The following is a 25,631-nucleotide window of genomic DNA, read 5'->3' on the forward strand; positions in this document are numbered from 1 at the left end:
TAAAGACCCCATTTTGCTTTGAATTTTCAAATTAGCACACTTTCAAATTTTCAAATTGAGCACTCCCAAAATCACACCTGCTGAAAATCTGGCTGCGCATGCACAGCAACCGGAGCAGGCTGCGCCTGAAAGCCGCATTGCCACTATCGAAGGCGGCAGGCTGGCAACAGCAGGCGGGGCTGGAACAGGTGCGCCACCGCCAGGCAGTTTTGGCGCAAAGGGAGCAAAGCTGCGTTTGCAGACAAGACTGGTGGTAAACAGGCCGGGCGACCGGTTTGAACAGGAAGCCGATGAAATGGCTGCGCGTGTATTGCGTGTACCGCCATACAGGCTGCAGCAAAACGTTACTGAACGCAGTACTTCGCCGGCCATGCCGCCCCTGGTACAGGCGCGCAGTATACCTGGCAATATGCCTCCTGCACAATTTGCACCGCCGGTTGTACACGCGGCTTTGCAAACAAGGGGCAACCCGCTCGATGCAGGCACGCGCGCGTTAATGGAACCGCGTTTTGGTTACGATTTCGGGCAGGTGCAGGTACATACGGATACGTTAGCCGCCAATTCAGCCAAAGCGGTGCGTGCACAGGCTTATACAGTGGGCAGTCATGTAGTGTTTGGTGCAGGCAAATACAGGCCGGGCAGCAGCGAGGGCAATGCATTGCTGGCACATGAACTGGCACACGTAACGCAACAGTTGCCGGGCCATTTGTTGCGCAGGGAAGATACAGCTGCGGCAGACCCGGAACAGCAGCAGCAACAACAGCAGCAGGAAGATGCAGGCGCTTCGCTGGTTGTAGATGATACGGCTGCCGATGTATCGCCTGTACAAATGCGGCGCAGTGTTTTCCTGGATCGCCTGAACCAGTCTATACGCGAGGTAGTAAACCAGGAATTGCAGCATACCATTTACACCGCAGATAATTGCACCTATCTCAATACCGCATTTCAGCGCCACCGGCAAACACCGGCTGCACAGCTGGAGCGCATGTTGAAACGTTATTCGCCCGGGGCTGCTCATGCCACTTCGGCTGAAGAGCTCATCAGGGCTGTGGCGCAGCGTGCACGCGAGGCCGCCGTATCCTGGCGCAGGGGCCATTCTGTACTGGGCGCTGTAATGGGTGTTGCCGGTAGTGTGGTGAGTGGCATAGCCGGTTTGTTTGGCGGTGGTGGCGCATCGCAACAGGGTTCAGACGGCGGCAGTGCTATGCAGTTTAAAAGCAGGCCGGGTGGTGCAGTTGCTGCGCAACCGCCTGCCCTGGTAATGCATAGTCTTGGCAGGGGCACCGCACTGGATAGCCGAACCCGCACAGGAATGGAGCGTGTGTTTGGAACCAGCTTTGCCAACGTACAGCTGCATACCGATACGCACGCAGCCAGTTTATCAGATAACATGAATGCCCGTGCATTCACAGTTGGTCAGCATATAGCATTTGGTAAAGATGAGTACAAACCCGGCACCATTGCAGGCGATGCATTGATGGCACATGAACTTGCGCATGTAGTACAGCAGGGCAATGCAGGCAAGGATTCCGGGAAGATGAGCGGAACAACAGGCAGCGCTGCGCTGGAAGCAGATGCAGATCGCTCGGCTGTGCATGCGGTAGCCTCCTTATGGGGAAGCACCCGCAAAAAGCTCAGCGATCTGCAAAAGCTGGCATTGCCAAGGCTCAAATCAGGTCTTCGTTTGCAAAGCTGCGGACGCAGTACATCCCGCACACCCGATCAGCATGCAGGCTTAAGCACACCCGATACCGATCTTGCCAGGGAAATAGGGTATGAATTGGATCCTGCCAGCAGACCCGCGCCTGCACCGCCACCGCCGCCTCCGCCACCCGGCGGAGGGCCGCCACCTCCACCGCCACCGGCGCCACCACGCATTCCCTGGGATGGCAAGGCCGGCGATCCCAACCAGGCCGCCAACCAGGCGGCAATGGAAGCACAGTTATTCACTGCGTATGATGAATACATCAAATTCTTTCTGCCCAATACCAATGCTGCACTGGCCCGCGCAAGGGTGCCATTTGCAGCTGCACCGGCAGCGGTTGGCGGCGGCGCTGCCACAACTACAGTAGTAGATATCGCCAACCAGGCAAGAGCACAGCTGGAATCCCGGTATGGCACTTCAATGGATCCTGCTGCACCAACAGCAGGGCAAACCGCTGGCCGGGCTGCACGCAAAGGCACCGGCGGAGTAGTGGGCGGACAGAATATATTCGACCCATACAGCGGGGCCGACCGCGCCACGTTAACCAATACGCCCAGTGTGCCCGACCTGGCAGATGGCGTGGCCTGGTGGTTATTTGAAAACGATGTGCCAGGCGCCACACAGGCAGCAGGTGCACGGCAGTTTGCTACAGATGTACTTGCTGCACACCACTACTCAACAGTAGATGACCCGCCTGACGGGCCGTTCCGTGTTAAAGTGGCGCAGGATTATGCCAATGCCAACACCCTGCCGCCGCCCGGTAACCGGCAGCAGCTCATCAACTACCGGCTTACCAGCTGGAACGAACGGGGCGGCCAGGGTATTACGCTGTTATCTGCCATCACGCCAACAGGTGCCGGTGCTGCAACAGATGAATTGCGGCAGCGTTGGGAAATATTCCAGAGCGCTGTACATGAAAGCCTGCACCTGCGCGCGCATCCTGCTTTCTCTAATGCGGCTATTGGCCGCGGCACCATGGTAGAAGGATTTACCGAAATGTTTACGGCCAGTACATTAAATGTGTTATTGCCACGTGTGCTGGCAGGTAACGAAGAAGGTGTGCGTCATTCTATTGAAGGTAATGTGGCAACGCCCAAGCCCGATCCGAATATTATACCGGCCAGCCGCAACACGCCACAACAATATGCTGATCACCGTGCACAGGCTGAACGCATTCGTGATGGCGGTACGCCACCTGCAGGTGTAAAACACACCGGCATTGGAGAGAGTGGTGTAAGAGCCGTTTACTTCCAGGGGCATGTGGAATACCTGGGTATTGACCCTGCCGGTGCACCGCTGGGTGGTTTGCGTGCGGCAGGTGCAGCAGAGCGTGTTGCCATTCCCGCCGGTATTGCAAACCTGGCAGATCTGTCAGCCAGAACCGGCGTGCCGCTGGCTACCATCACCGCTAAAAATCCCGGTATTTCTGATGCGCTTCCGGCAAATGCAATATTGCCCGGTTGCAGGGAACACATTGCAGTAGCCGGTGAAACCCGCGCCAATGTTGCTACACAAAATGGCGTTACTGAAGCAGCACTAGCCAATGCCAATCCCGGCATCGCCGTAAACGCCGGTACCGGCACCTGGGCACCATTGGCATCAGGACAACAGGTATTAATTCCCGTTCATTAATTGAATATTGACAAGGAACAAGGAACAGCAGAACCATTAAACCATGGAACAATTGAACTATGGAACAATTGAACAATGAAACCATCCACCCATATTAAGCTGGGCACCAGAAAAATCCCTGCCTTTCATTTCTTCGGCACCGTTGGTTTTACTGCCGGTTTGCTGCTGGGCGTGCTATGGTGTATAGCGCTGCATTTACCGGTATGGGGAATGCTGGTAATGGCATTAACAGCCATGGTTGCTTTTACTGTACTGGCCATGCTGGCGAAACTGCTTACCGGCGAAGAGATTATCGTATACTATCACCACGAAATAGCCATACTGCTGGGTTGCGCGCTGGTATTGGGTTTGCTGCATCAGCCGGTACTGCGTTTCCTTGATATCATGATCCTGTGTATTGCAACGTTTCTGGCCTTTGGCAGGCTGGGTTGTTTTTCTGCAGGCTGTTGTCATGGCAAGCCCTTCAAGAAAGGCGTGGTGTATACGCATGCACATGTGCAGGAGGGGTTGATTTATTATTATGAAAACGTTCCGCTGTTCCCGGTGCAGCTGGCTGAATCACTGTATGTGAGTTGCATTGTGCTTACGGGGTGTTGGCTGTTGTCGTCAGGTGCAGCACCGGGATCGGTGCTGGTGTTGTATACAGCCGGTTACGGACTGTGCCGTTATGTGATGGAATTTTTCAGGGGTGATCCCTGGCGGCCTTACTGGCAGGGACTTTCAGAAGCGCAATGGACAACCTTGTTACTGGTGCTGTTTACATGGATGGCAGGTTACCTGCACTGGCTGCCCTTGTATACCTGGCATACCGTGATAGCAGCAGCATTGCTGTGCAGCAGCGCAGTGGTCGTGTTCAGGTTTCACAAAGGCGGTGATGTGGTTAACCCGCGCATCATCCGGCAGCTCATGAATGCCCTGCACCAGGCGCATCTACAAAACCTTCAAACCAACAGCGTTCAGCAGCCTGCGCATATTCATGTATGCGCCAACCGGCAGGGATGGAAAGTATCTGCCGGTTTGGTGCAGCAATACCACCTGCAGCTTACACACTATACCATTTCAGGCAGTGCGCGGCTGCGGCTTACACACGAACTGGCAGAGAAACTCGCGCAGCTATTGCAAACACTGCATGCACATACAGATAAGGCAGAAATAACCGGGCATCCGGGTAACCTGTTTCATATCGTTTTTAAAACACCCCTGCCCGATAGCAAACCTGCAGCATACCATACGGTTTAATCGCTACTTTAAAAAACAGCCATGTCTAATTCAGTTACCAAAACACAACCGGGTAAGCCTGTTGCAAGCACACCGCGCAATACGGCTGACCAGGCTAAACAACAAACTGTACCTGCGCATGCAGGCGCACAACCTGCTTACCAGTACAGTTTCAGCCGCATGCCACTGGCAGGCGAGGGGCCGGGTATTGTGCAGGCCAGGCTATCGGTACAAACCAGCGGTGACCATCTCGAAAAAGAAGCAGATCATGCTGCCACGCAGGCCATGCAACCGCAGGTGGCACAGCCTGCCAAACTGCAGGCAGGTTCAGCTGCGCGCGCTACTGCTGCTGTTACAGCACCGCCTATTGTGCAAAATGCCCTGCAAACACAGGGGGAACCGCTGGATGCGGCAACGCGCAATAAAATGGAAGCAAAGCTGGGGCACGACTTTAGCAAGGTGCGTGTGCATGCCGATGCACAGGCCGCAGCGGCTGCATCATCTATCAATGCAGAAGCTTATACAGCAGGCAATCACGTGGTATTTGGTCAGGGCAGGTACGCACCTGCATCCGGCAATGGCGGCAGGCTGCTCGCACACGAACTGGCGCATGTGGTGCAGCAGGGTGGTGGTGGCGGACAGGTACAACGGTATGAAGCAGGCGAGCACTCCCAGTTGGGTGATGCCGGTGATGAATTTAAAAAGATGGCCACACCGGCTGTAATCACGTATATCGTGAAAAAAGGTGAGGTGCCCGAACAGATTGCAAAGAAGTTTGGCGTAACGGTAGCAGAGTTGAAAGAAGCCAATAAAGACAAATGGCATATCTGGAATAAAAACAGCGAAGGCTTCAAACAAGGCGACCAGCTCGTTATTCCCACCAAAATTGCACCTGCCATCAAAGATGCGTTGAATGATGGCGGTAAGTTTAAAGTAAACGTGAATGGGGTGGATGTAGACTATGGTGATATCATCGCCATGTCGGGCGATATGTTTGAAAGCCCGGATGATTTATTGAAGATGAGCAAGGCAGAGATTGAAGAGATTGTAAAACTCATTAAAGAAGAAAAAACAACAGGCAAGGCCGTATCATCTGAACGTTGGGACAAAGCCACCAAGGGTAAATTCACCGAACTGGCGCAGAAGAATGAGAAACATTTTGCGCCATCCAACGCAGCTTTTGTACCTGTATCGTCTGCAGCACATGGCGGTGATCATAAAACAGAATGGGAGAAGTTTCATGCAAAAGCACTAGGTTTGGCCAAAGACGGCAAGAAGAACGAAGCCTTACTGCAGAACGCCTTTGGTGATCACTACCTCACCGATGCATTTGCCGCAGGCCACCTGTTTAACAAAAGGGATCTGATGGAGCATTTCAACAGCCAGCTGCCTACCAGTGGTACGGGCGACAAACGGGATTTTACCGCCGCATCTAAAACCTTCTTTGATGATGTGGCGCACAAAGCCTGGGGCGGCGATTTAGCCAAAGCATTTTCCGAACTGGAAACAACAGATTTCAAAGGTGTCATCTTCCGTCCGAATATTGATTCAGAAAGCCGCTTCTCCTCATTGTTACAAGGCATTCACCTGAAAGAACCCGATGTGCTGGAAAGCGCTGTAGTGAAAACCCTGCACGATGATTTGAATACCATGCCCGGCGGACTGGATGTAGAAAACAACATGGGCGATGCCTGGCCTTTATCCGGCGACAATACCCTGAATGCCAAAACCACTGCAATAGCCCACAAAGCCGTGGCGCAATCACAACTGAACATCATTTCCACCCTCAATGCTGCAACTGCGCCTGACATACCCGCAATGCAAAAAAAGGTATGGGACTATACCCCGCATCCCACCACTGCAAGCACCGCCACCATCAAATCAAAAGTAGCCAAAGACGCAGACCCCAAAAGTGCCAGTCTAACCGATTCACTGGCCGCCCTGCTGGTGCGTGAACATAAACTCATTATCAAGAAACTGATTGAAAGAGGTATTCTGAAAAAAGCATAATACCTTATTGCCTTGTTGCACAAAAAAGCCCCCACCCGCCATGCCGTTGCCGGTGTCCCCACCGGCAACTAATCTCCGCTTCGATCACTCACCACTCACCAGCGCTCCCCAATGCCGTTGCCGGTGTCCCCACCGGCAACCAATCTCCGCTTCGATCACTCACCACTCACCAGCGCTCCCCAATACCGTTGCCGGTGTCCCCACCGGCAACTAATCTCCGCTTCGATCATTCACTATTGCCTATTCACTATTCACCAGCGATCCCCCAACCCCCTCATTCCCTTAACTTTGTGCCATGCACAAAACACCAGCAGTTTACGTATGGCTAATGGCCGCGCTTATATATAGCCCTATTTGCATCGGCCAGCAAACAACCTATCCCGTTGCGCCCGGGGCAAAGCTGCAACTGGTGAGCGACCATTTTGCTTTTACAGAAGGCCCTACGGCAGATGCAGCAGGCAACGTTTACTTTACCGATCAGCCCAATAACCGCATCTGGAAATACGATACCGCCAATCAGCTTACTGTATATAAAGAAAATGCAGGCCGCGCCAATGGCATGTACTTCGACAGGCACAACAACCTTTATGTTTGTGCAGATGAACACAACCAGTTATGGCGCATCAATGCAGGCGGTACAACAGATACACTGGTGCGTTTATTGCAGGGCAGACTGCTCAATGGTCCCAATGATGTATGGGTAAGTGCTAACGGCAATGTATACCTCACAGATCCCTATTACAAACGCGATTACTGGCCTGCAGACAGACCAGCTGCAAGCACCCGCATGGTATTACTGCTGCGCAAAGGAAAACAGCCCTTGGAGGTAATGGACAGCACCCTGCAGCAACCCAACGGTATCACCGGCACGCCCGATGGCAAATACCTCTACGTGTCCGATCTGCAGGCAGGCAAAACCTGGCGTTACCGCATCAATAAAAAGGGAAGGCTTACAGAAAAACAGTTGTTCGTTGCACAAGGCTCAGACGGTATGACTACCGACGCCGCAGGCAACGTGTACCTCTGTGGCAACGGCGTTACCGTATACAATGCAGCCGGACAAAAAATACAACACATACCCGTTCCTGCCCAATGGACAGCCAATGTATGCTTCGGCGGCAAAAACAGGAACGTACTGTTCATAACCGCAGGCACCAGTTTATTTACCTTACAAATGACTATAAAGGGCGTGGGAGGAAAGTAGGTTCCGGATCTGGTGAACTAATTTCATTTTCAAATTTTCAAATTACCACATTTTCAAATTTATTATCCCGATTTTTGCGTTTCAAACCGATACTTTATGAACGTGATTGCAGCAAGTGAACTCATCATCAACAGCCGCGGCGCTATTTATCACCTCGATGTTCGTCCCGAAGAACTGGCCCCCACAGTAATTACCGTAGGTGACCCTGACAGGGTGAAAGAAGTGAGTAAACATTTTGACGCCATAGAAGTGCAGCGCAATCACCGCGAGTTTGTAACACATACCGGCAGGCTGGGCAATAAACGTATTTCTGTTGTATCAACCGGTATTGGTCCGGATAATATTGATATCGTATTAAACGAGCTCGATGCCCTCGTAAACATCGATTTTACCACCCGCACCATTAAACCGCAATTAAGCAGCCTGCAGATCATCCGCGTAGGCACCAGTGGTTCTTTACAATCTGACATACCGGTAGACAGTTTTGTGGCCAGCACACATGGACTTGGTATAGACAACCTGCTGAACTACTACCGCCACGACAACAACGAAGAAGAAAAGGCCATTGTACAACAGTTCACCGCACACACGCAGCTGGACAGCCAGTTCTCCAAACCCTACATTATGCAGGCAGGCACTTCGCTGCTGAAACATTTTGTAGACGGTTACTATCATGGCATTACCGTAACCTGTCCGGGTTTTTATGGTCCGCAGGGAAGGGTATTGCGTTTGGGCTTAACCAACCCGGAATTGATCAACCGCTTAACAGAGTTTAGCTTTGGCCAGCACCGCATCACCAATTTCGAAATGGAAACCAGCGCCATTTATGGACTGGGCCATTTGCTGGGCCACCAATGCTTAAGCCTGAGCGCCATTGTAGCCAACCGCATCAGCAAAACATTCTCCGGCGACGGCGCACTGGCAGTAGAGCGATTGATTGAGAAAACATTGGGCGTAATAGCGGGGAGTTTGTAAAATATATTTACGTTAATAATAGTGCAACAGGCAAACCGGGAGGTTTGCCTGTTTTGTTGTAAGTATCGCCATCAACGGCGGCAACAGGGCTGTTATTTTAAAAAATAATATAAATCATTTAGCTTTATTGTGCTGTGGAATGAAATATTCCGTTAAAATTGCAGCCAGGCAAATTGCTTCCGGATTTGCTGCTTAATTCAACTCATAAAACTTAAAGAACAGTGGCACCTGTATTCAGTCTTGCGAATAAATTATGCCGAGTATTGGTATGACCAATAACCTGGCGTTGAAGATTGTTTTTTTATTGTGTTTTCTGCAGGTATGCTTCGCACTGGCTAGAGCACAGCAAGTCGCGAATCCTGCAAAGAACGTGGGGTTGGCTGTAAAATGCCGCCAATGTGGTTCATTTCCCGATTCCGCACTCTATGGCAGCATTCCTGAGCATGCCAATGATGCCGGTTTTCAGGTAGTGGCAATTCCCTCGGCTGCCAACTGCCGGAGCCGCAAGCAAACCCTGCTGGTATTTATGCCACAGTCGGATGGGGAAAATCAACGTGAATTACCCGGCTCGTTACCCGGCCATTCTTCTGGCTTGCTCAGGGTACATGGTAATATTGAATACGACCTCGATTACCGATCCAATATAGATACGCCTTACGCTGAAAAAGACATTTACCAGCATACCATACAAACTTATCTTGATATTACGGTAAAAGATCAATACCCGGTACGCCTTTATTTTACCAATCGTTTCAGTAACTCCAGCCTGTTTAAAAACTTTACGAATCTTAACCTGCAGTATAATCCGCATGCTTTTTCAAACAGTGTGCGCGTTGCTTTGAAAAATGAGTTGTTGAAGCGCACGCGTTTTAATGATTCCATCAGGCTTACCAAGCAGCAGCTGGATTTAGCCACTACTGAATTGCTGAAACTCGAAGGTTGGAAAAACAGCCCCTCTTTTTTTCAGCAGGAACTGGCAGAAAAAAATGCACGGGTTTTAAAAAGCAAAGGTGTTAAACTGCCGGAAACACAGGTACAATGGCAAGACAGTATTACTGATTTGCGCAGGGAGTTGCCCAATATGAACTGGCCGGGTAAGACAGACCTGGGGGATGTTGATTTTGCATTGCTGGATTCAATCAAAGCGCAGCAAAGGGCCGGCGTAAATAATAATGTTGCAGCAGATACGCTTAGCCTGGCAGAAAAACTAAAGAAAAACGAACAGTTGATCGATTCCCTGCGGAAGAAAATTCAGCTGTTGCAGGCAGCCTATAACAGCCAGAAAAGCAAGTCGGCAGTTAGTTCCAATAATAGTGCAGTCACGGCAAACAGCGTTAGAACCGTAGCAGAACTGGACAGCGTTATGCGCACCAATCACATACCCGACAGCAGTATGCCAAAAGGATACAGAACCCTGTTTGCAGTGAGAAGTTTTGGTGTTGGCCGGAATATGATTGATTACTCTGAATTGTCTGCCAAAAATATCAGCGTAACCGGTGTAGAGGCGGAATATAATCCATCGTATTATGCTGCTGTGGCTACTGGTGTTATCGACTACCAGTTCAGGGACTTCATTATACAGCGTAAAAATGCACCGAAGCAATATTTCACAGCTTTGCGGTACGGATGGGGACAGATAGAAGGGAATCACGTTATCGCTACCTATTACACAGGCAGCAGGCAACTGTACAACAGTTCAACAGTATTACCCGGAACTGTTACGCCCAGCAGCCGGGTGATGGGTGTAACGGTAGAAGGTAATTATATGATTAATGCCACCACAGCTTTAACAGCCGAAGTGGCCAAATCATCGTTGCCATACTATAATAATGGCGGTACCAACCCGCATAGCGCTGCCGGCGTAACACGGCTTGGTGATCGTTCCAATGAAGCTTATTCTATCAAAATAAACAGCCTGGTGCGTGCTACAGGTACCAGGCTCAGTGCTTTTTATAAAAAATACGGCGTCAATTTCCAGTCGTTCAGCTTTTTAACCACCGGTACAGAGCAGCATGCGTGGATGCTGAAGGCAGAGCAGTCATTCTTCAATAAACGGTTAACCATAACAGGTGCTATTAAAGAGAATGACTACAACAATCCATTGGTGGCAACCAATTATCAAAGCAATACTGTTTTTAAAAGTATACAGGCTACCTGGCGCATGCGCAAATGGCCTGTTATATCGGTGGGTTACTTTCCCAGTGAACAGCTAACTAAGCTGAGCGATTCGGCGTATGCACAAAACCTGTTTTACACTTTTGTTGCCAATATCAGCCATTTTTATAAAGTGGGTGAGGTGCAAACAGCTTCCAGCCTGGTGTATACACAATTTTACAATAAAGCGACTGATTCCAATTTCGTCTATTTCAATACCCGCAATATTTTATTGAATGAAACAGTGTTCCTGAAGCGTTTTACGTTACAGGGCAGTGCTTCTATTGCCACTAACAGCAGCTATAATTTATATACGCTTGAAAATGATGTGCAATATACCGTGAACAGCTGGTTGCGTATTGGCGGTGGTGGAAAATACAACAGGCAAACCGTGATAGAAAAGGTGCAGTGGGGATATAAGGCGGAAGCTATGGTGAATATAAAAAAGCTGGGCGGTATACAGCTGATGTATGACAAAGGTTTTATTCCCGGGCCAGATAAAAAACTGGTGCCTAATAACATTGGACGGGTTAGTTATTTCAAGATTTTTTAAAAGAACCGTATGCTGAAGAAATACGCAGTAATTGCAACTTGTTTACTGCTTTTGTTACAGGCCAATGCACAGCAGGTGAGCATGACAACGCAGGTGCCGCCTGCAGGTGTAATGCTCAAAAGCCAGTTGTGGAACATGGTGCTGGTGAATCCGGGCAATAGCCCTGTTACAGTATATATTGGCCTTAGCTTGCTTAGTACTGCCGATAACCGGCCCGTACTAACAGCCACTACCAAACGTATAACACTGATGAAAGGTGCGCGGCAACTAACCAATACCGATCTTGGTCCTGTAAGCTATACCTACCTCTCGCCGGCATTGAGTAATGATATGGATCCCAATGGCATGTTGCCGGCCGGTAATTATATGGCCTGTTTTACGGTATATGCCCAGGTATATGAAACGGTGCAAACGCTGGCCGAAGAATGTGTACCCGTGGAAGTCCAGCCGCTGAATCCGCCCCAGTTGAATACACCTGCAGATGAGAGTGTGCTGGATATGGCGTATCCGCAGTTTACCTGGCTGCCGCCTGTGCCTTTGCAGTTGTTCAGCAATTTGCAGTACGATTTTTTACTGGTAGCAGCAATGCCGGGCCAAAGTCCGTACCAGGCCATACAGCAAAACATACCGGTGTACAACACACATACCGGCAATGTGCCTTATATAAATTACCCTTCTTCAAATATTACACTCGACACAGGCGTTAACTATGCCTGGTGTGTGGTTGCCAGGAACAATAATGAATTTATTGCACAAAGCGAAGTGTGGACATTTAAAATACAGCACCAGGTAGCGGTTAAAAAAACTGTTACAGGGGCAGGTTATATCAGGCTGAAAAACTATGCCGATGCAGCCATTGCAGCCTGTAGTGGTAAACTATCGGTACTGTACGAAAATGAAAACAAAGATAGCCTGGTGCAGTACAGTATACGCTTGATTGATGCAGGCTTTAACGGCGATGTAATAAATGGCTCGGCCGCCGTTGCCATGGGAGAAAACTACCTGGATATTGATCTTGGCGGGCGCACGCTGGAAGATAAGCGCGTATACCTGTTTGAAATACACAATAGCAGGAAGGAAACCTGGAGCACCAGGTTCATATATACCCGGCCCAAAGAATAGCTATTTAAATACCACGAACGATTACATTTTAACCAGAGAAAGAGATTCAATCCTAAAATAACCGACAATGATATTGCGATTGGCTGAAAGGTACAGGAAAACGACGGCTTGTATATTGGCTACTATTTTTTACACCGAAACTGTGCTGGCTGCTTATGTAAAAACGGTGGATGCTTTGGGTCGCAGCAGGGCAGCTGATCATGGCTGGTATGGCACTGCGCATAAAATAAACAGCGCGAAAGCTAAGCTGGCTTCGCCACAGCCATTTTTAACAGGTGATGCGGCATCAGGTCGCGGTGGCAGTCAACCGGCCATGCCGGGTAAACTGAAGCAACCCCTAAAAAAATATGTATTTCAGCCGGGCAGCAGTGGGCCTTCACAGCCGGAAATGCAATCGTTTCAATCGGTGAACGGCAACAATATGGTTGATTTGTTTACCGGTGATTTCTCCTATAACATACCCTTGCTGGATGTAGGCGGTTACCCGGTTAACATTGCTTATAAAAGTGGTATTTCCATGGACCAGGAAGCCAGCTGGGTTGGCCTGGGCTGGAATATCAACCCTGGCACCATTACCCGTAATATGCGCGGCTTGCCGGATGATTTTAAGGGTAATACTGATACCATCCGCAAAATAATGCATGTAAGTGATGATGTTACGATTGGTGTGAGTGGTGAAAAAGATATGGAGATTTTCGGTAAAAGCTGGCTGCTGCAAAAAGCCGGGCTAAGTATTCTTAACCCCAAAGCAGGAATATTTCACAACAGCCGTACCGGCTGGGGCGTGGAAGGCGGCGTAAATGTGAACATTGATGCCGCGAAAGTGACCAAAGGTCCTATGACGACGAATCTCTCGATTGGCATTACCGATAATTCACAAACAGGCTTAACTATACAGCCCTCTTTTTCGATGTTTATTGATAAGCACGCGAAAAACGATCGCCTTATCTACGGGGGGCAATTCGGCAGCTCTTTCTCGTACAATTCTCGTACGGGTATCAGAGGACTGCAGCTGAACACGAATTCCGCATTTCAAAATACATTAAAGAACGGTAAATTTTCCACCTATTCAAGCGGTCCTTTTGGTGCCAATATATCTTTCTCTTCGCCAGCGTTTACACCCACCATCAGTATGCCATACAACTCTCTGATGGCAACGGTAAAGCTGAAGTTCGGCACGGAAGATCACGGCCTCTTTAACAACGCCTTTATCAGTGGTTACTATACCAGGTCAGGCATTGCGGATGAAGATACTGCGCTTGCATTGCCGGCATATGGCTATCTCAATTTCCAGGGCAGCAACCGCAACCGCTCGGCGCTGCTGGATATGAACCGTGAAAAGGAAATTCCTTACCGCGAATCACCGCAAATACCCAACCTGGCCGTGCCATCTTATACCTATGATGTTTTTAGTGTAACAGGTGAAGGCATTGGTGGCATGTTCAGACCATACAGGGGAGATATTGGTTTTGTATACGACCATGCCATACGCACAAAAGATGCTTCAGGCGGCATTACTGTTGAGCTTGGTGCAAAGGGCCTGGCACATTATGGCGTAGATATAGACCTTAACCGTTCGTACACGCAAAACGGCCCATGGCTCAACAATAATACAATGGCCAACACCATCGGGTTCCAGGATCCGCACGGGTTATTCGAGGCTTCGTATTTCAGGAACCCGGGGGAAAAAGCCATCAATTCGGCAGATTTTTACAAGGCCATCGGCGGTGATGATGTGGTTACCGTAAACCTGCAGCAAAATGGCAGCAATATAACAGCTGCCAGCTCACTGAACCGTTACCACAACAACGACTTTGTAGAAAACATCAATCTTACCCCGCAAAACGCAACAAAACAAACAAGGGATAAGCGCACACAGGTAATCACCTATCTTACCGCTGCAGAAGCCAGTGTAACCGGTTTGTCGCGGTACATTGATCTGTATACGCCCAACAAATTTGATTTTGGCGGTTGTGCGCCGGTGCCGCTGCCCCCGGATCAAAATGGCATAAAGGGCGAGTATTTTACCGATGCCAACTTCCAGGGACATCAATATACACGCCAGGATCAAAGCCTGTTTTTCGATAAAAAGTCCCAGCTGCAGCCGGAACCCGGCTGGTCGAATGATCATTTTTCTGCACGTTGGCATGCCAGGTTGCTGGCGCCTGTAAGCGGCAAGTATAAATTGTTTCTGTTTGATGATGATGCCATGAAGCTATGGTTGAATGATTCACTGGTGATCAATGATACGCGCGATCACGGCGAAGCAACCAGTACCTGTGAAATTAACCTGGTGGGTGGTGTTTATTATAACCTGTATGCAGAATATGGACAGAACAAGAACGATGCCTGGGCGCAGCTGCAATGGATTTATCCCGGTGGGCCAAATGAACACAAGCCAATACCTGCCAAGTATTTTTTTGTGCCCGATGAAACCAGCTATTATGAACTGGATGCTACACGCGCAAAAGAAAAAAGGGTAAACGCGTTCAGGAAGGAAAACCACCTGTCTGAAGTGGATGTAGTAAATACAGACGGCAGAAGATATGTGTACGGAATACCCGTATATAACCTGAAACAGAAAGAAGTGTCTTTCTCTGTTTTTGATCCATCAAAAGGTACACCCGCTACCGGGCTTACTGCGTACGGGTATAATGCAGATGGCTCGGTGGATTACGGAAAAGGAAATCCTCGCGCCTATTATTCAAGGGAAGAGATCCCGGCTTATGCACACTCATTTTTATTAACAGGCATTCTTTCGCCCGATTATGTAGACTTGACGGGTAACGGCATTTCGGAAGATGACCCAGGCGATGCAATCAAATTCAATTACTCCAGGATCAGGAGTATTACCAATCCTTACGCCTGGCGTGCACCGTTTTCAGACAGCGCTACCTTTAACGAGGGCATGAAAACCGATAACTCCGATAACAAAGCCAACTACGTTTATGGCGAAAAGGAATTGTGGTACATGCATTCGATAGAATCGAAAAACATGGTGGCTACTTTTACTACGGAAGACAGGAAAGACGGTTTGGCTATTGATGAACGAGGTAACAAGACTGATGGCGGCGCGCGGCGCCTGAAGCAGATAGATCTGTATACCAAAGCCGATCTTATCCGCAATGGCGCACAGGCTACACCGGTAAAAACAGTGCATTTTGCCTACAGCTATAAGCTTTGCCGCGGGTATAATAGCACGCCTGCCAACCGTGGTTACGATACAGGCAAGCTTACGCTCGACAGCATCTGGTTTACCTATAATGGCAACGATAAAGGGAAGCGTAATCCGTATGTGTTCAAATACCACAGCAACAATCCCAGGTATGCCACAAGCGGCAACGACAGGTGGGGTTCATACAAAAACGCCCTGCAAAATCCAGGCTCCGTAAGCGGTAATATTATCTCTAATGCTGAGTACCCGTATAGTATCCAGGACAGTGCCATTGCCGCGGCTAACGCTGCTGCGTGGACATTAAACCAGGTGAAACTGCCATCCGGCGGCAGCATTAATGTAGACTACGAAAGTGATGATTACGCCTATGTGCAGAATAAACGCGCAGCCAGTATGCTTAAAGTGGTAGGTTGCGCCGTTGCACCCGGTCAGGGTATGAGTAACAGCCTGTATGGAAGTAACGGAGACGAGGCAAAATATTTTTATGTGCGTGTAAGCAGCCCGGTGAGCGGCAGGGACGAGGTGTTTGACAAATACCTGCGCGATATAGACAAACTGTACTTCAGGATGAACGTAGCCATGCCTTCAGATTCGTACGGCAGTGGTTCTGAATATGTATCCGTCTATGCAGATATTGACAAAACTTACTATGAAATGGTCACCAGTAGTTTGATATGCATAAAGGTGATGGGGATCAACAGCGAGGGAGACGATGTTGGTGACAAGAGCCCGGTGGCCAAAGCTGCATTGAATTTCCTGCGTCTTAACCTGCCTTCAAAAGCATACCCCGGCTCCGATTTTGCAGATGGCGCCAGTTGGGACAACGCGATTAAAACAGCGTACAGCATGATCACCAACATCACCAATATGTTTAGCTCTTACGAGGGGCAGGCTAAAAGAAGGGGATGGGCCAGGTCATTTGATACTACGCGCAGTTTTGTTCGTTTAAACAGCCCCGATTATAAAAAATATGGCGGCGGATTGCGTGTAAAACGCGTGACCATTACCGATAACTGGAACGCTATGACTAAACAAAAAGAATCCGGTTATGGCCAGGAATATACGTATACCACTACCACAATGGTAAATGGCAAGCCTTTAACCATCAGCAGTGGTGTGGCCTGTTGGGAACCCATGATTGGCGGTGATGAAAACCCTTTTCATTTGCCGCTGGAATATGATAAAAAAATATCGCCGCTGGCGCCAACAGAAATGGGTTATACGGAATTGCCATTGGGTGAATCTTTTTATCCCGGCGCCTCTGTAGGTTATAGCAAAGTAAGGGTACGCTCTATACATGCGAAGAACATCCGCTCTGCCAATGGCTATGAAGAGAGCAGTTTTTATACTGCCTACGATTTCCCGGTTAAAACAGAAATGACGCAGCTGGACGGTTTAAACAAAAAGCGGTACAAGCCCTTGCTGGCTTCTTTACTGCATGTAAACGCCAAATATTATATCGGTCTTTCACAGGGCTTTAAGGTGGAGCTGAACGATATGCACGGCAAGCCCAGATCACAGGCCACGTATGCTGAAACTGACCCGGCAAATCCGATCAGTTATACGGAAACCTTTTACAAAACAGATAACCTCCAGGTGCCACAGAAACACCTGGCCAATACGGTATGGACCATTAACCAGGCAGGTAAAATTGATACCACCACTACCATTGGCAAAGACATAGAACTGATGGTGGATATGCGCGAGCAACAGTCGGTAACCCATGCCAGTTCCATCCCCATTAATGGTGATGTGTTTAAAATACCGGTGCCGCCATATATATTCCTCGTTCCAACCATACTGGGACTGGCGCAAAGTGAAGACAACCTGTTTCATTCTGCCGTTACAACAAAAGTAATTCAGCGTTACGGCCTGGTAGACAGCGTGGTGGCCATTGACAAGGGCAGCCGGGTAACCACACAAAACCTTTTGTATAACAGCGAAACCGGTGATGTGTTGTTAACCAAAACCATCAATGAGTTTAACGACCCGATTTATAATTTTACCTACCCGGCAGACTGGGCCTATGATGGTATGGGCGGCGCTTACAAAAACGTAAATGCCATTGCCACCAACCTCAAACTTAAAGATGGTAAGATAGTAGGCGGTATCACTACCCCGGGTGAGGATACTACTTTTTTTGCTTCGGGTGATGAATTGCTGGCTTACTCCAAACCTTCAACCGCGCGTACAGTGGACAGTTGCAATGATGAGTTTGCCGCCTTCCCGACTGTTACCAGGTTATGGGCCATAAATGCTAACGAACTGGCTGGTGGCAAAAAGAATATTTACTTCATTGATGAAAACGGCGTGCCTTTCAGCGGCAACGATGTGACCCTGAAAGTAACCCGTTCCGGCAGGCGCAATATCAGCGCAGCAGCGGGCAGTGTAACAACATTGCGTCATCCGCTGGTAAAACAGGCCGGTGGCGATTACCAGCTTATACTGGATGAAAGCAGCAAAGTGCTAACTGCCAGCGCTGCCGAGTACCGGGAATTATGGCAGGTAACCGAACCACATAAGCAGCGCAGTGTGAAAAACTGTGTGCCGGTTGCAGTAGACAACGGTTCGGGCGCAAACAGCAACTGCAATTGCCTTACACCACTCTTTTCTTATCTCATTCAATCCGGTGATCTTTACGCCAATAAATACGATGGCTTAACGGTAAATGATATGATCAGCAGGGCTAACAGCAGTGGTTATGCGGTTAGCGCAGCGTGCCCGATACTGGCGGTAAACCTTGACAAGCCATTTTATGCCAAAACATTTGAAACAAGCGCGTCTGACTACCAGGCGCAGATCGGCGATTGCATTGTCTCGATTGCAATGAAAACAGATGCCCGGTACGATTTCCGTTCGCTTACACCTGTGGGTTGTGCTTCAACACCGGGTGTGGTGAACCTGAAGTATAATTTCAGCACCCGTCCGGCTACCAAACGCTTGCATGTAACCAAAAACATGGAGCATGAATTCAGCAATACGTTTGATGTAATGAAGCTGCGTGCAGGCACCTTAACAACTGCACCGGCCTCAACTGTGAGCACTTATTTTAAATTTGAAGATTTACCGGTGAGCAGTGCCGATGCACTTTTAAGCGCAACCATGCATTTGTTTGCTGCGCGTGAAGGATTTAACCCGCCGCAGATAGGTACCGCGAGTACGCCGGTGAAATATGCCGACCCGGATTTCCTGCGGTTAAGCATACCGGTAAAAGACTGGACTAAAGATGGCGTTACCGATACCGCTGCGCATTCCTGGTACGAGTTCGCGTATAATGCTATCAGGCCAAACAACTATTATTATAACTATACAACCGATGTTACGGCTGCATTAAAACAGCAATACTTTACATCCGGACTGGGCAATACCGGCTTCAGCATTAAAGACAACCAGGATTGTTTGCCGCAACCCAGTACCCGTTATGTAGCATTTGCTTCCAATCTGTTCCCGGATATTACCACCAAACCCTACCTGGAGGTGACATATAACCTGCCGCACGATCCCAGCGAAGTGGTGGCAACCCTGCAGGTACTATCCTGTGAGCATTGCGAAAACACCACTGCACAGGAATGTTATAACCCGGTAATGGATACCGCTGTAAATCCATATAACTACGGGCTATTAGGTGTTTACAGGGCCAATAAATCATATACTTATTTCAGCAATCGTGCGCAATCCGATCCGCAAAGCGCTACTAATATCAGAACCGACGGTGCGTTCAGGGATTTTGTACCATTCTGGACGTTCGGTGCCAACGGCATATTCCCGCAGTACGATACAACCCGGTGGGTATGGAACAGCGAGCTGACCAAGTTTAACACAAAAGGTTTTGAAATAGAGAACGTAGATGCGTTGGGCAGGTACAATGCCGGCTTATACGGCTACAATACCACTTTACCTGTTGCTGTGATTCAGAACGCGCGTTACAATGAATCGGTTTTTGAAGGCTTCGAAGATTATGATTTCAACCAGGGAAGTTGTGAAACGCTGTGTGCGGCTTCGCGGCATGTAGATTTTTCTGCCGTAAAAAGCAAAATTACCAGCGAGCAGGCGCACACCGGTAAGTACAGTATCGCAGTTAATCCCAACGATGCGGTAGGTATCAGCGCCACTGTTTATCCGGCAGATACAACGGCTGTGCTTGGACTGAATATAGAAACAAAAAATACAGCCTGTTCTGAAATGGGCCCGGTATTGTCTTCCATTCGTTCAAACGGCGGCGTATTGCTGCCGGTGTTTTCACCGCTGGCAGGCAGGCAAATACTGGTAAGCGGCTGGTCGAGGGAATCACCCGACGGTGTTTATAAAACCTATACACATAGCCAGATAGGCGTGAGCTTTACCGTAAACGGCTCGTCTGTAAGCCAGGCTTTACTGCCCCAAGGCACTATTATAGATGGCTGGCAGCGGTATGAAGGTGTATTCACGGTGCCCGGCAACGCCACCAATTTTGCCATTAACCTGATGGCTACCGGCAGTTCGAAAGTGTTTTTTGATGATATACGTATACACCCGTACAATGCCAATATGAAATCATTCGTGTACGACCCGGTTACATTGCGCCTGGTATCGGAGCTGGATGAAAACAACTACGCCACTTTCTATGAATATGATGATGACGGGACACTGATAAGAGTGAAAAAAGAAACGGAACGTGGTATCAAAACCATTAAAGAAACAAGAAGTGCATTGTTAAAAGCGGAGGCTGTAAACTAATGAAAACATATTGTACAAACTGGCTGATGTTACTGGTCTGCTGCCTGGTAACACTGAACCTTAAAGCATTGCCGCTGGCAGAAGGCGATGAACGCGCAAAAGCCATGAAGTGGCTTACTGCGCTGCAGAAAAAATATGCAGCCGAGAATTTGAAGTTTGATGTGTATATGAGTTATACCAATGAGCACACGCCGGATGTATTGCTCGATTCAACCAGCGGCGTGCTGATGCTGAGTGGCAGTAATTATTATTTCAGCATACAGCATACGGTTACCATTAAAAATGACCGCTATTGTGTATTGGTATTTAATGAAGACAAGCTGTTGGGCATTGGCAAGGCTGCACAGGCTGCTTCACCTATATCGCAGCTGCAGCAAATGGATAGTTTAATGCAATATCCCGGTGTTACTGTTAAAACAACAGAAGCAAAGAATACGAATGTTATTGAATTGCTGTTGCCGCCGGGTAGCGAACAGAAGTCGCTTCGTATTAATATCAATCGCCAGTCTGGCTGTTTGGAGCGCATTGTATACCTGATTAAAACCGATAACCTGGTTGACCCCTGGTTAAGGAAAGAGCAGGGGAAAGATGCATACGAGCCTTACGCCCGTGTGGAAACACGTTTTACACAGCAGCCGGGCGGTATTGATAAGGCCGTTTTTGACGAAGCCAGTTATTTTATTAAAAAAGGCGATAAGCTGGAACCGGCAGCACAGTACAAAGACTTTAAGATATTTCAGGTAACACCAACCCTTTAAACGAATTGATATGCGTCCTTTCAACAGGATCATTGCCCTGATGGCGTTTTGTATATTGTTTGTGGCAGAATTGCACGCGCAGGCTCCGCGGGTGCCCGCACGCAAAAGGCTTGCAGGCGCCAATAACGAACTGGTTAAAAATGCATCCCTGGTTATAGCGGATGATGTTTACTACCAGTCTAACCTTACACAGATTGCAGACACACCCTATGCTGTAAACAATGCCGTGTGGTTTGGGATTAATGAACAAACCAATACCTACACAGCTGCTGCATTCACAGCAACCATTCAAACGAAAATCACACTTGAGGTAGCGCCGCAACACAGCGATTTTATCAATCGAACTTTTACCATCGACTATAAACCGGATGGTAATTACAACCAGCATAAGTCAATGGTATTTCATGGTGCCCACAAGGTAACCGTGGAAATACTTGATATCACCATTAATGGTGCACCGGCAGCAGCACCGCAGCTGAATATGCTGGAGTTAGGAGTGGAGATGACTGTTTTCCCCTCCTTTAAATTTGCGTACAATGATGTTAACAGCACCGTTCGTGCAGTTAACATGGCACCCGACAATACCAATAGCGATGAATTGAAGTTAAGCTGGCCAACCGTACTGCCTGCAGATGAATATGATGTAGAGTGGGCGTATGTAGATTCAACGGCATTGGCCCGGTATAAAAACCCGGCTACGCAATTGTACGACCCTGCGCTTGTTTTCCGTAACAATGCCACGCGCATAACCACGGCAGATTTAACCTACAATGTACCATTATTGTATGATAACGGAGGTGTGGTGTTTGCCAGGGTAAGAGCAGCAAAAAAACTGGGAGCCAAAGGGCGAATGGAGAGTGCCTGGAGTACCGATTTTGTGCCTATGGCTTCAACGGCTTATGCTTTTGCCGGGCATGAACGTACCATGAACTGGCAGTCGAACATCAGTTTTGCGGAAGACGGCAAACGCAAAGCTGTTATCCAGTATTTCGACGGCAGCCTGCGCAGCAGGCAAACGGTAACAAAAGACAACGTAGAGAACAAAACCATTGTTGCCGAAACATTCTATAACAGCCAGGGGCAGCCAGCCATACAGGTAATGCCGGCACCTACACTCAATAATATCATCGGGTATTCCAGGATGTTTAATGTAAACGTTTCCGGCACTGAATACGATAAGCTGCAGTACGATTCGTTGACAAATCCTGCTGCCTATTGTTCTGCTGTGGCACCCCAGATGCATACGGCTAAAGGCGCTGCATTGTATTATTCGGGTAACAATACGGCCCTTAACGATGGGTTAAACAAGTTCATCCCCGATGCCAATGGTTATGCATTTACCGAAACGCAATACACACCCGACAATACGGGGCGCATCAGCCGCCAGGGTGGTGTAGGCAGTGTTTTCAGGTTGGGTACAGGGCACGAAACCCAGTATTACTATGGATCGCCCAGCCAGGAGGAATTAGACGCGCTGTTTGGTACAGAAGTAGGGGATAAAAGCCACTATTTTAAAAATATGGTGCGTGATGCCAACGGGCAATACAGTGTAAGTTATGTAGATATGCATGGCAGAACTATTGCTACGGCTTTGGCAGGCGGCGTGCCTGCCGGTACTAAGCTCAACCAGCTGCCGAATTATAGTGCTGATGCCATTACCGAAGTGATCACCGATAATGTTAACCCTTCCATCAGGAATGCATCCATCGTTAACAGCAAAAGTCTGCTGGTAAGCATGGCCGGTACGCATCATTTTGTATACCACCTTGATCCCTCCTGGATGAACATGGCAGATTGCAACGGCAATAATATCAAATACGATTGCCTGTACGATTTGACCATCACCATTACAGACGATTGTAATAACCAGAAGCTGAACGGGCCTTATATAAAAACATTCAGCAATTTCAACGCGCCCAATTTCCCGGTGAATAATCCCGCTACAGCCGGCATTGACCTGAGCTTTGATATTGACCTGCAGCCGGGCAACTACGAGATTACGAAAACGCTCTCACCCAGCAAACAGGCTGCAGATTATTACCGCGACAATGTTTTCCTGCTCAATAATACCTGCAAAACCCTGGAGACTATCAAGAAGGAACAACGTACAATACAGCATATAGGCGAGAACTGCGATGTGCCGGTATTGCCTGAACACAGCCAGCTGGATGATATTAAAATGAGCATGCTGCTGGACATGACTGCGCCATCCGGGCAATATGCCGACCTTGATAAGGCAACCAGCAAGTATTCTGTTTTTTACGATGATGGAAATGGTGACAATGGCAAATTGTTGCCTTACCAGCGTACAGACCTGGTATACCTGGATGAAAACGGTTATGAAGACCGTATATACGATGAAAACCTGGGCATATACCTGAAGCCGCAACAACTGACGCCAGCGCAATTTTCGGCGCAGTTTAAGGCATCCTGGGCCAATACACTGCTTCTCCTGCACCCGGAATACTGCCGGTTAAAAAACGCGGTGATGCATGAGGCCAGCATGCAGTGGGATGTTGATTTCGGTGCTACCGCTACTTACGCGGATGCAGTAGCAAAAGGCTATCTGAATCCTACAGGTAATATGTCGGCACTGCCATTCAGCCGTTATAATCCTGCCACTACCATCGATCCGCTGTTGCGCGAGAGCAGCGATTTTAAAAACAAACTGGAAAATAGCTTACTCCACTACGGTGCAAACGATTTTACTTTATGGAGCACAGCCGCAGCTACGACACTTTGCGATGAATCGAATGCTGACTGCTACAATCTATATAAGGATCATATGCAGCCGTTCAGCAGCTTGTCGTGCCCCGGCGACCTGGATATGCAATGGCGTAAATTCAGGGATGCCTACCTGGGTATTAAGAACACCCTTTACCTCGATGCCGGCATGTGTGGCAGTACGCCAAAATCTGCTGAATTGATCAGGGATGGTTTTATGCCCAACTTTGGTGATCCGTCAACCGCGCTTACGGATAACCAGATGGATTTTTTGAACCAGGGCTATCAGAATGCGGGTTCAATTACAAGTACCATTAATGGTAAAATGGCCGATAATTATAAGTCTAACTGCGACAGTTACAAAGACCAATGGCTGAAACAGCTTGGAAGCTGTGTAGAATACAGCGAGGCAGACAAGGCCAATATTGTTGCACTTTTAGCGCAGGTTTGTGTGGAGGGGGCAGATGAAACACATCCATTTGGTTCAAGTTCTGTAAAGCCGGGCAGTGCGAATGTTTACAAGAGCTTTGCCGATGTATTGAATAGTTATAACAGCCAGCACGGCTATCCTCAAAATACTGCCAACAGGATTTACTGCAACAGCGAAGTAATTACTACGCCGTTGCCCTACGATAAACAGCAGGCCATGAGCAATGATATTGCGCTGGCAAAACCAAGTGATTGCCAGTGTTCAGCTATCCTGGAACTTAAAAACAATTATGATGTGGTTGCACAGGGGACCTTTGCAGATTACCTGAAAGAGGTAATGCATATTGACATGAGTGCTACAGACCTGGATGAGTTGCTGAACATGTGCGGCCCCAATGCCAAAGGGTGTAAATACCTTACCCATCCCATTGCATTACCACCGGCATTTCAATGTAATGTAGGCAGTACCTGCGCCACTTGTTTTGAAGTAAAACAGCTGGATGCGCAGTACAGGCAAATTTATGGCAGTTACCTGCCCGCTGCTGATGAAAGTACAGATCAGCAAATTCAAAACAACCGGCTCTATGCCAGCTACCTGAACAACAGGTTGGGTTATTCGTTGCTGGCTGCTGATTACCTGGCCTTCCTGGCGAATTGCGTGCCCGGCAGTTATAATAATATACCTGATCCCAATACCGATAATCCTTATGTCTCGAGGATTTATTCAGCTGACGGCGATGGAGCCAGTACAACCAGGACGATCAACAGTGCCGTAGTTACGGATGGTGACAATGGTTTTTTACTTGCGGGAACAACTTCATTTACTGATGTTTCAGGTGTTACGCCGAAGCTAGTACCTGTTGGCGGTGTACTGATAAAAACAAATGCCAAAGGAGAGTGGCTTTGGTCAAAGACTTTAAACGGTGGCAGCAGTTTCAGCAAAATAAGAAAGGTGCCCGGTGGCTATATCGTGATTGGTTCCACTACTGCACCGTGGAATGCACCGGATAATGGTCAGCCTGCCAATCTGGGTGGCCCGGTTACCCTGGAACGTATGGCTCCCCCTGCCCCTGATGCAGGCCCTGGTGGTGTTTCCACTAAATCCAGGGTATTGGTTACAAAATTCGATACCAATGGCGTTATCGTCTGGAGCAAAGCTATTGGCTGGAATACGGCTAACGGCGAGTTGGGAACGGACATCATACCGGTTGGTGACAATTTTGCTTTTACGGGTCAGTACAATTTTGCCGGTGGAA

At 48.6% G+C, this 25,631-nt stretch carries 10 protein-coding genes; all 10 read left to right on the plus strand.

Annotated features, from left to right (window positions below; all coding sequences use genetic code 11):
* The first annotated feature begins 55 nt into the window (after window positions 1-55).
* Complete coding sequence (locus DXN05_RS18355; protein WP_116848734.1) at window positions 56-3,337, plus strand: eCIS core domain-containing protein; 3,282 nt, start codon at window positions 56-58, stop codon at window positions 3,335-3,337.
* 75 nt (window positions 3,338-3,412) lie between these two features.
* The gene (locus tag DXN05_RS18360) at window positions 3,413-4,576 is read left to right on the plus strand and encodes a prolipoprotein diacylglyceryl transferase family protein (protein WP_116848735.1); all 1,164 of its coding nucleotides are present in this window, start codon (window positions 3,413-3,415) and stop codon (window positions 4,574-4,576) included.
* Between the two features lie 21 nt (window positions 4,577-4,597).
* The gene (locus DXN05_RS18365) at window positions 4,598-6,565 is read left to right on the plus strand and encodes an eCIS core domain-containing protein (protein WP_116848736.1); all 1,968 of its coding nucleotides are present in this window, start codon (window positions 4,598-4,600) and stop codon (window positions 6,563-6,565) included.
* Window positions 6,566-6,860: 295 nt separating this feature from the next.
* Complete coding sequence (locus DXN05_RS18370; RefSeq protein WP_116848737.1) at window positions 6,861-7,769, plus strand: SMP-30/gluconolactonase/LRE family protein; 909 nt, start codon at window positions 6,861-6,863, stop codon at window positions 7,767-7,769.
* 96 nt (window positions 7,770-7,865) lie between these two features.
* Window positions 7,866-8,744, plus strand: coding sequence for a nucleoside phosphorylase (locus DXN05_RS18375; protein WP_116848738.1), 879 nt, complete (start codon window positions 7,866-7,868; stop codon window positions 8,742-8,744).
* 253 nt (window positions 8,745-8,997) lie between these two features.
* Complete coding sequence (locus DXN05_RS18380; protein WP_158559315.1) at window positions 8,998-11,451, plus strand: hypothetical protein; 2,454 nt, start codon at window positions 8,998-9,000, stop codon at window positions 11,449-11,451.
* Between the two features lie 9 nt (window positions 11,452-11,460).
* Window positions 11,461-12,573: a hypothetical protein gene (locus DXN05_RS18385; protein WP_116848740.1), complete on the plus strand. Its 1,113-nt coding sequence runs from the start codon at window positions 11,461-11,463 to the stop codon at window positions 12,571-12,573.
* A 115-nt stretch (window positions 12,574-12,688) separates the two neighbouring features.
* Window positions 12,689-20,464, plus strand: a complete 7,776-nt coding sequence (locus DXN05_RS18390) for a PA14 domain-containing protein (protein ID WP_158559316.1) — start codon at window positions 12,689-12,691, stop codon at window positions 20,462-20,464.
* Window positions 20,464-21,222, plus strand: coding sequence for a hypothetical protein (locus DXN05_RS18395; protein ID WP_116848742.1), 759 nt, complete (start codon window positions 20,464-20,466; stop codon window positions 21,220-21,222). The genes DXN05_RS18390 and DXN05_RS18395 overlap by 1 nt, the downstream gene beginning before the upstream one ends.
* A gap of 10 nt (window positions 21,223-21,232) precedes the next feature.
* Window positions 21,233-25,631 (plus strand): hypothetical protein (locus tag DXN05_RS18400; protein WP_147313981.1); only part of this gene is annotated, 4,399 nt, incomplete at its 3' end.

Source organism: Deminuibacter soli, from assembly GCF_003412455.1.
Classification (GTDB): domain Bacteria; phylum Bacteroidota; class Bacteroidia; order Chitinophagales; family Chitinophagaceae; genus Deminuibacter; species Deminuibacter soli.

Excerpts from the sequence above, each read along its gene's own strand:
- DXN05_RS18360 (WP_116848735.1), top strand. The coding sequence starts at position 3,413 with ATGAAACCATCCACCCATATTAAGCTGGGCACCAGAAAAATCCCTGCC.
- DXN05_RS18365 (WP_116848736.1), top strand. The coding sequence starts at position 4,598 with ATGTCTAATTCAGTTACCAAAACACAACCGGGTAAGCCTGTTGCAAGC.
- DXN05_RS18370 (WP_116848737.1), top strand. The coding sequence starts at position 6,861 with ATGCACAAAACACCAGCAGTTTACGTATGGCTAATGGCCGCGCTTATA.
- DXN05_RS18375 (WP_116848738.1), top strand. The coding sequence starts at position 7,866 with ATGAACGTGATTGCAGCAAGTGAACTCATCATCAACAGCCGCGGCGCT.
- DXN05_RS18380 (WP_158559315.1), top strand. The coding sequence starts at position 8,998 with ATGCCGAGTATTGGTATGACCAATAACCTGGCGTTGAAGATTGTTTTT.
- DXN05_RS18385 (WP_116848740.1), top strand. The coding sequence starts at position 11,461 with ATGCTGAAGAAATACGCAGTAATTGCAACTTGTTTACTGCTTTTGTTA.
- DXN05_RS18395 (WP_116848742.1), top strand. The coding sequence starts at position 20,464 with ATGAAAACATATTGTACAAACTGGCTGATGTTACTGGTCTGCTGCCTG.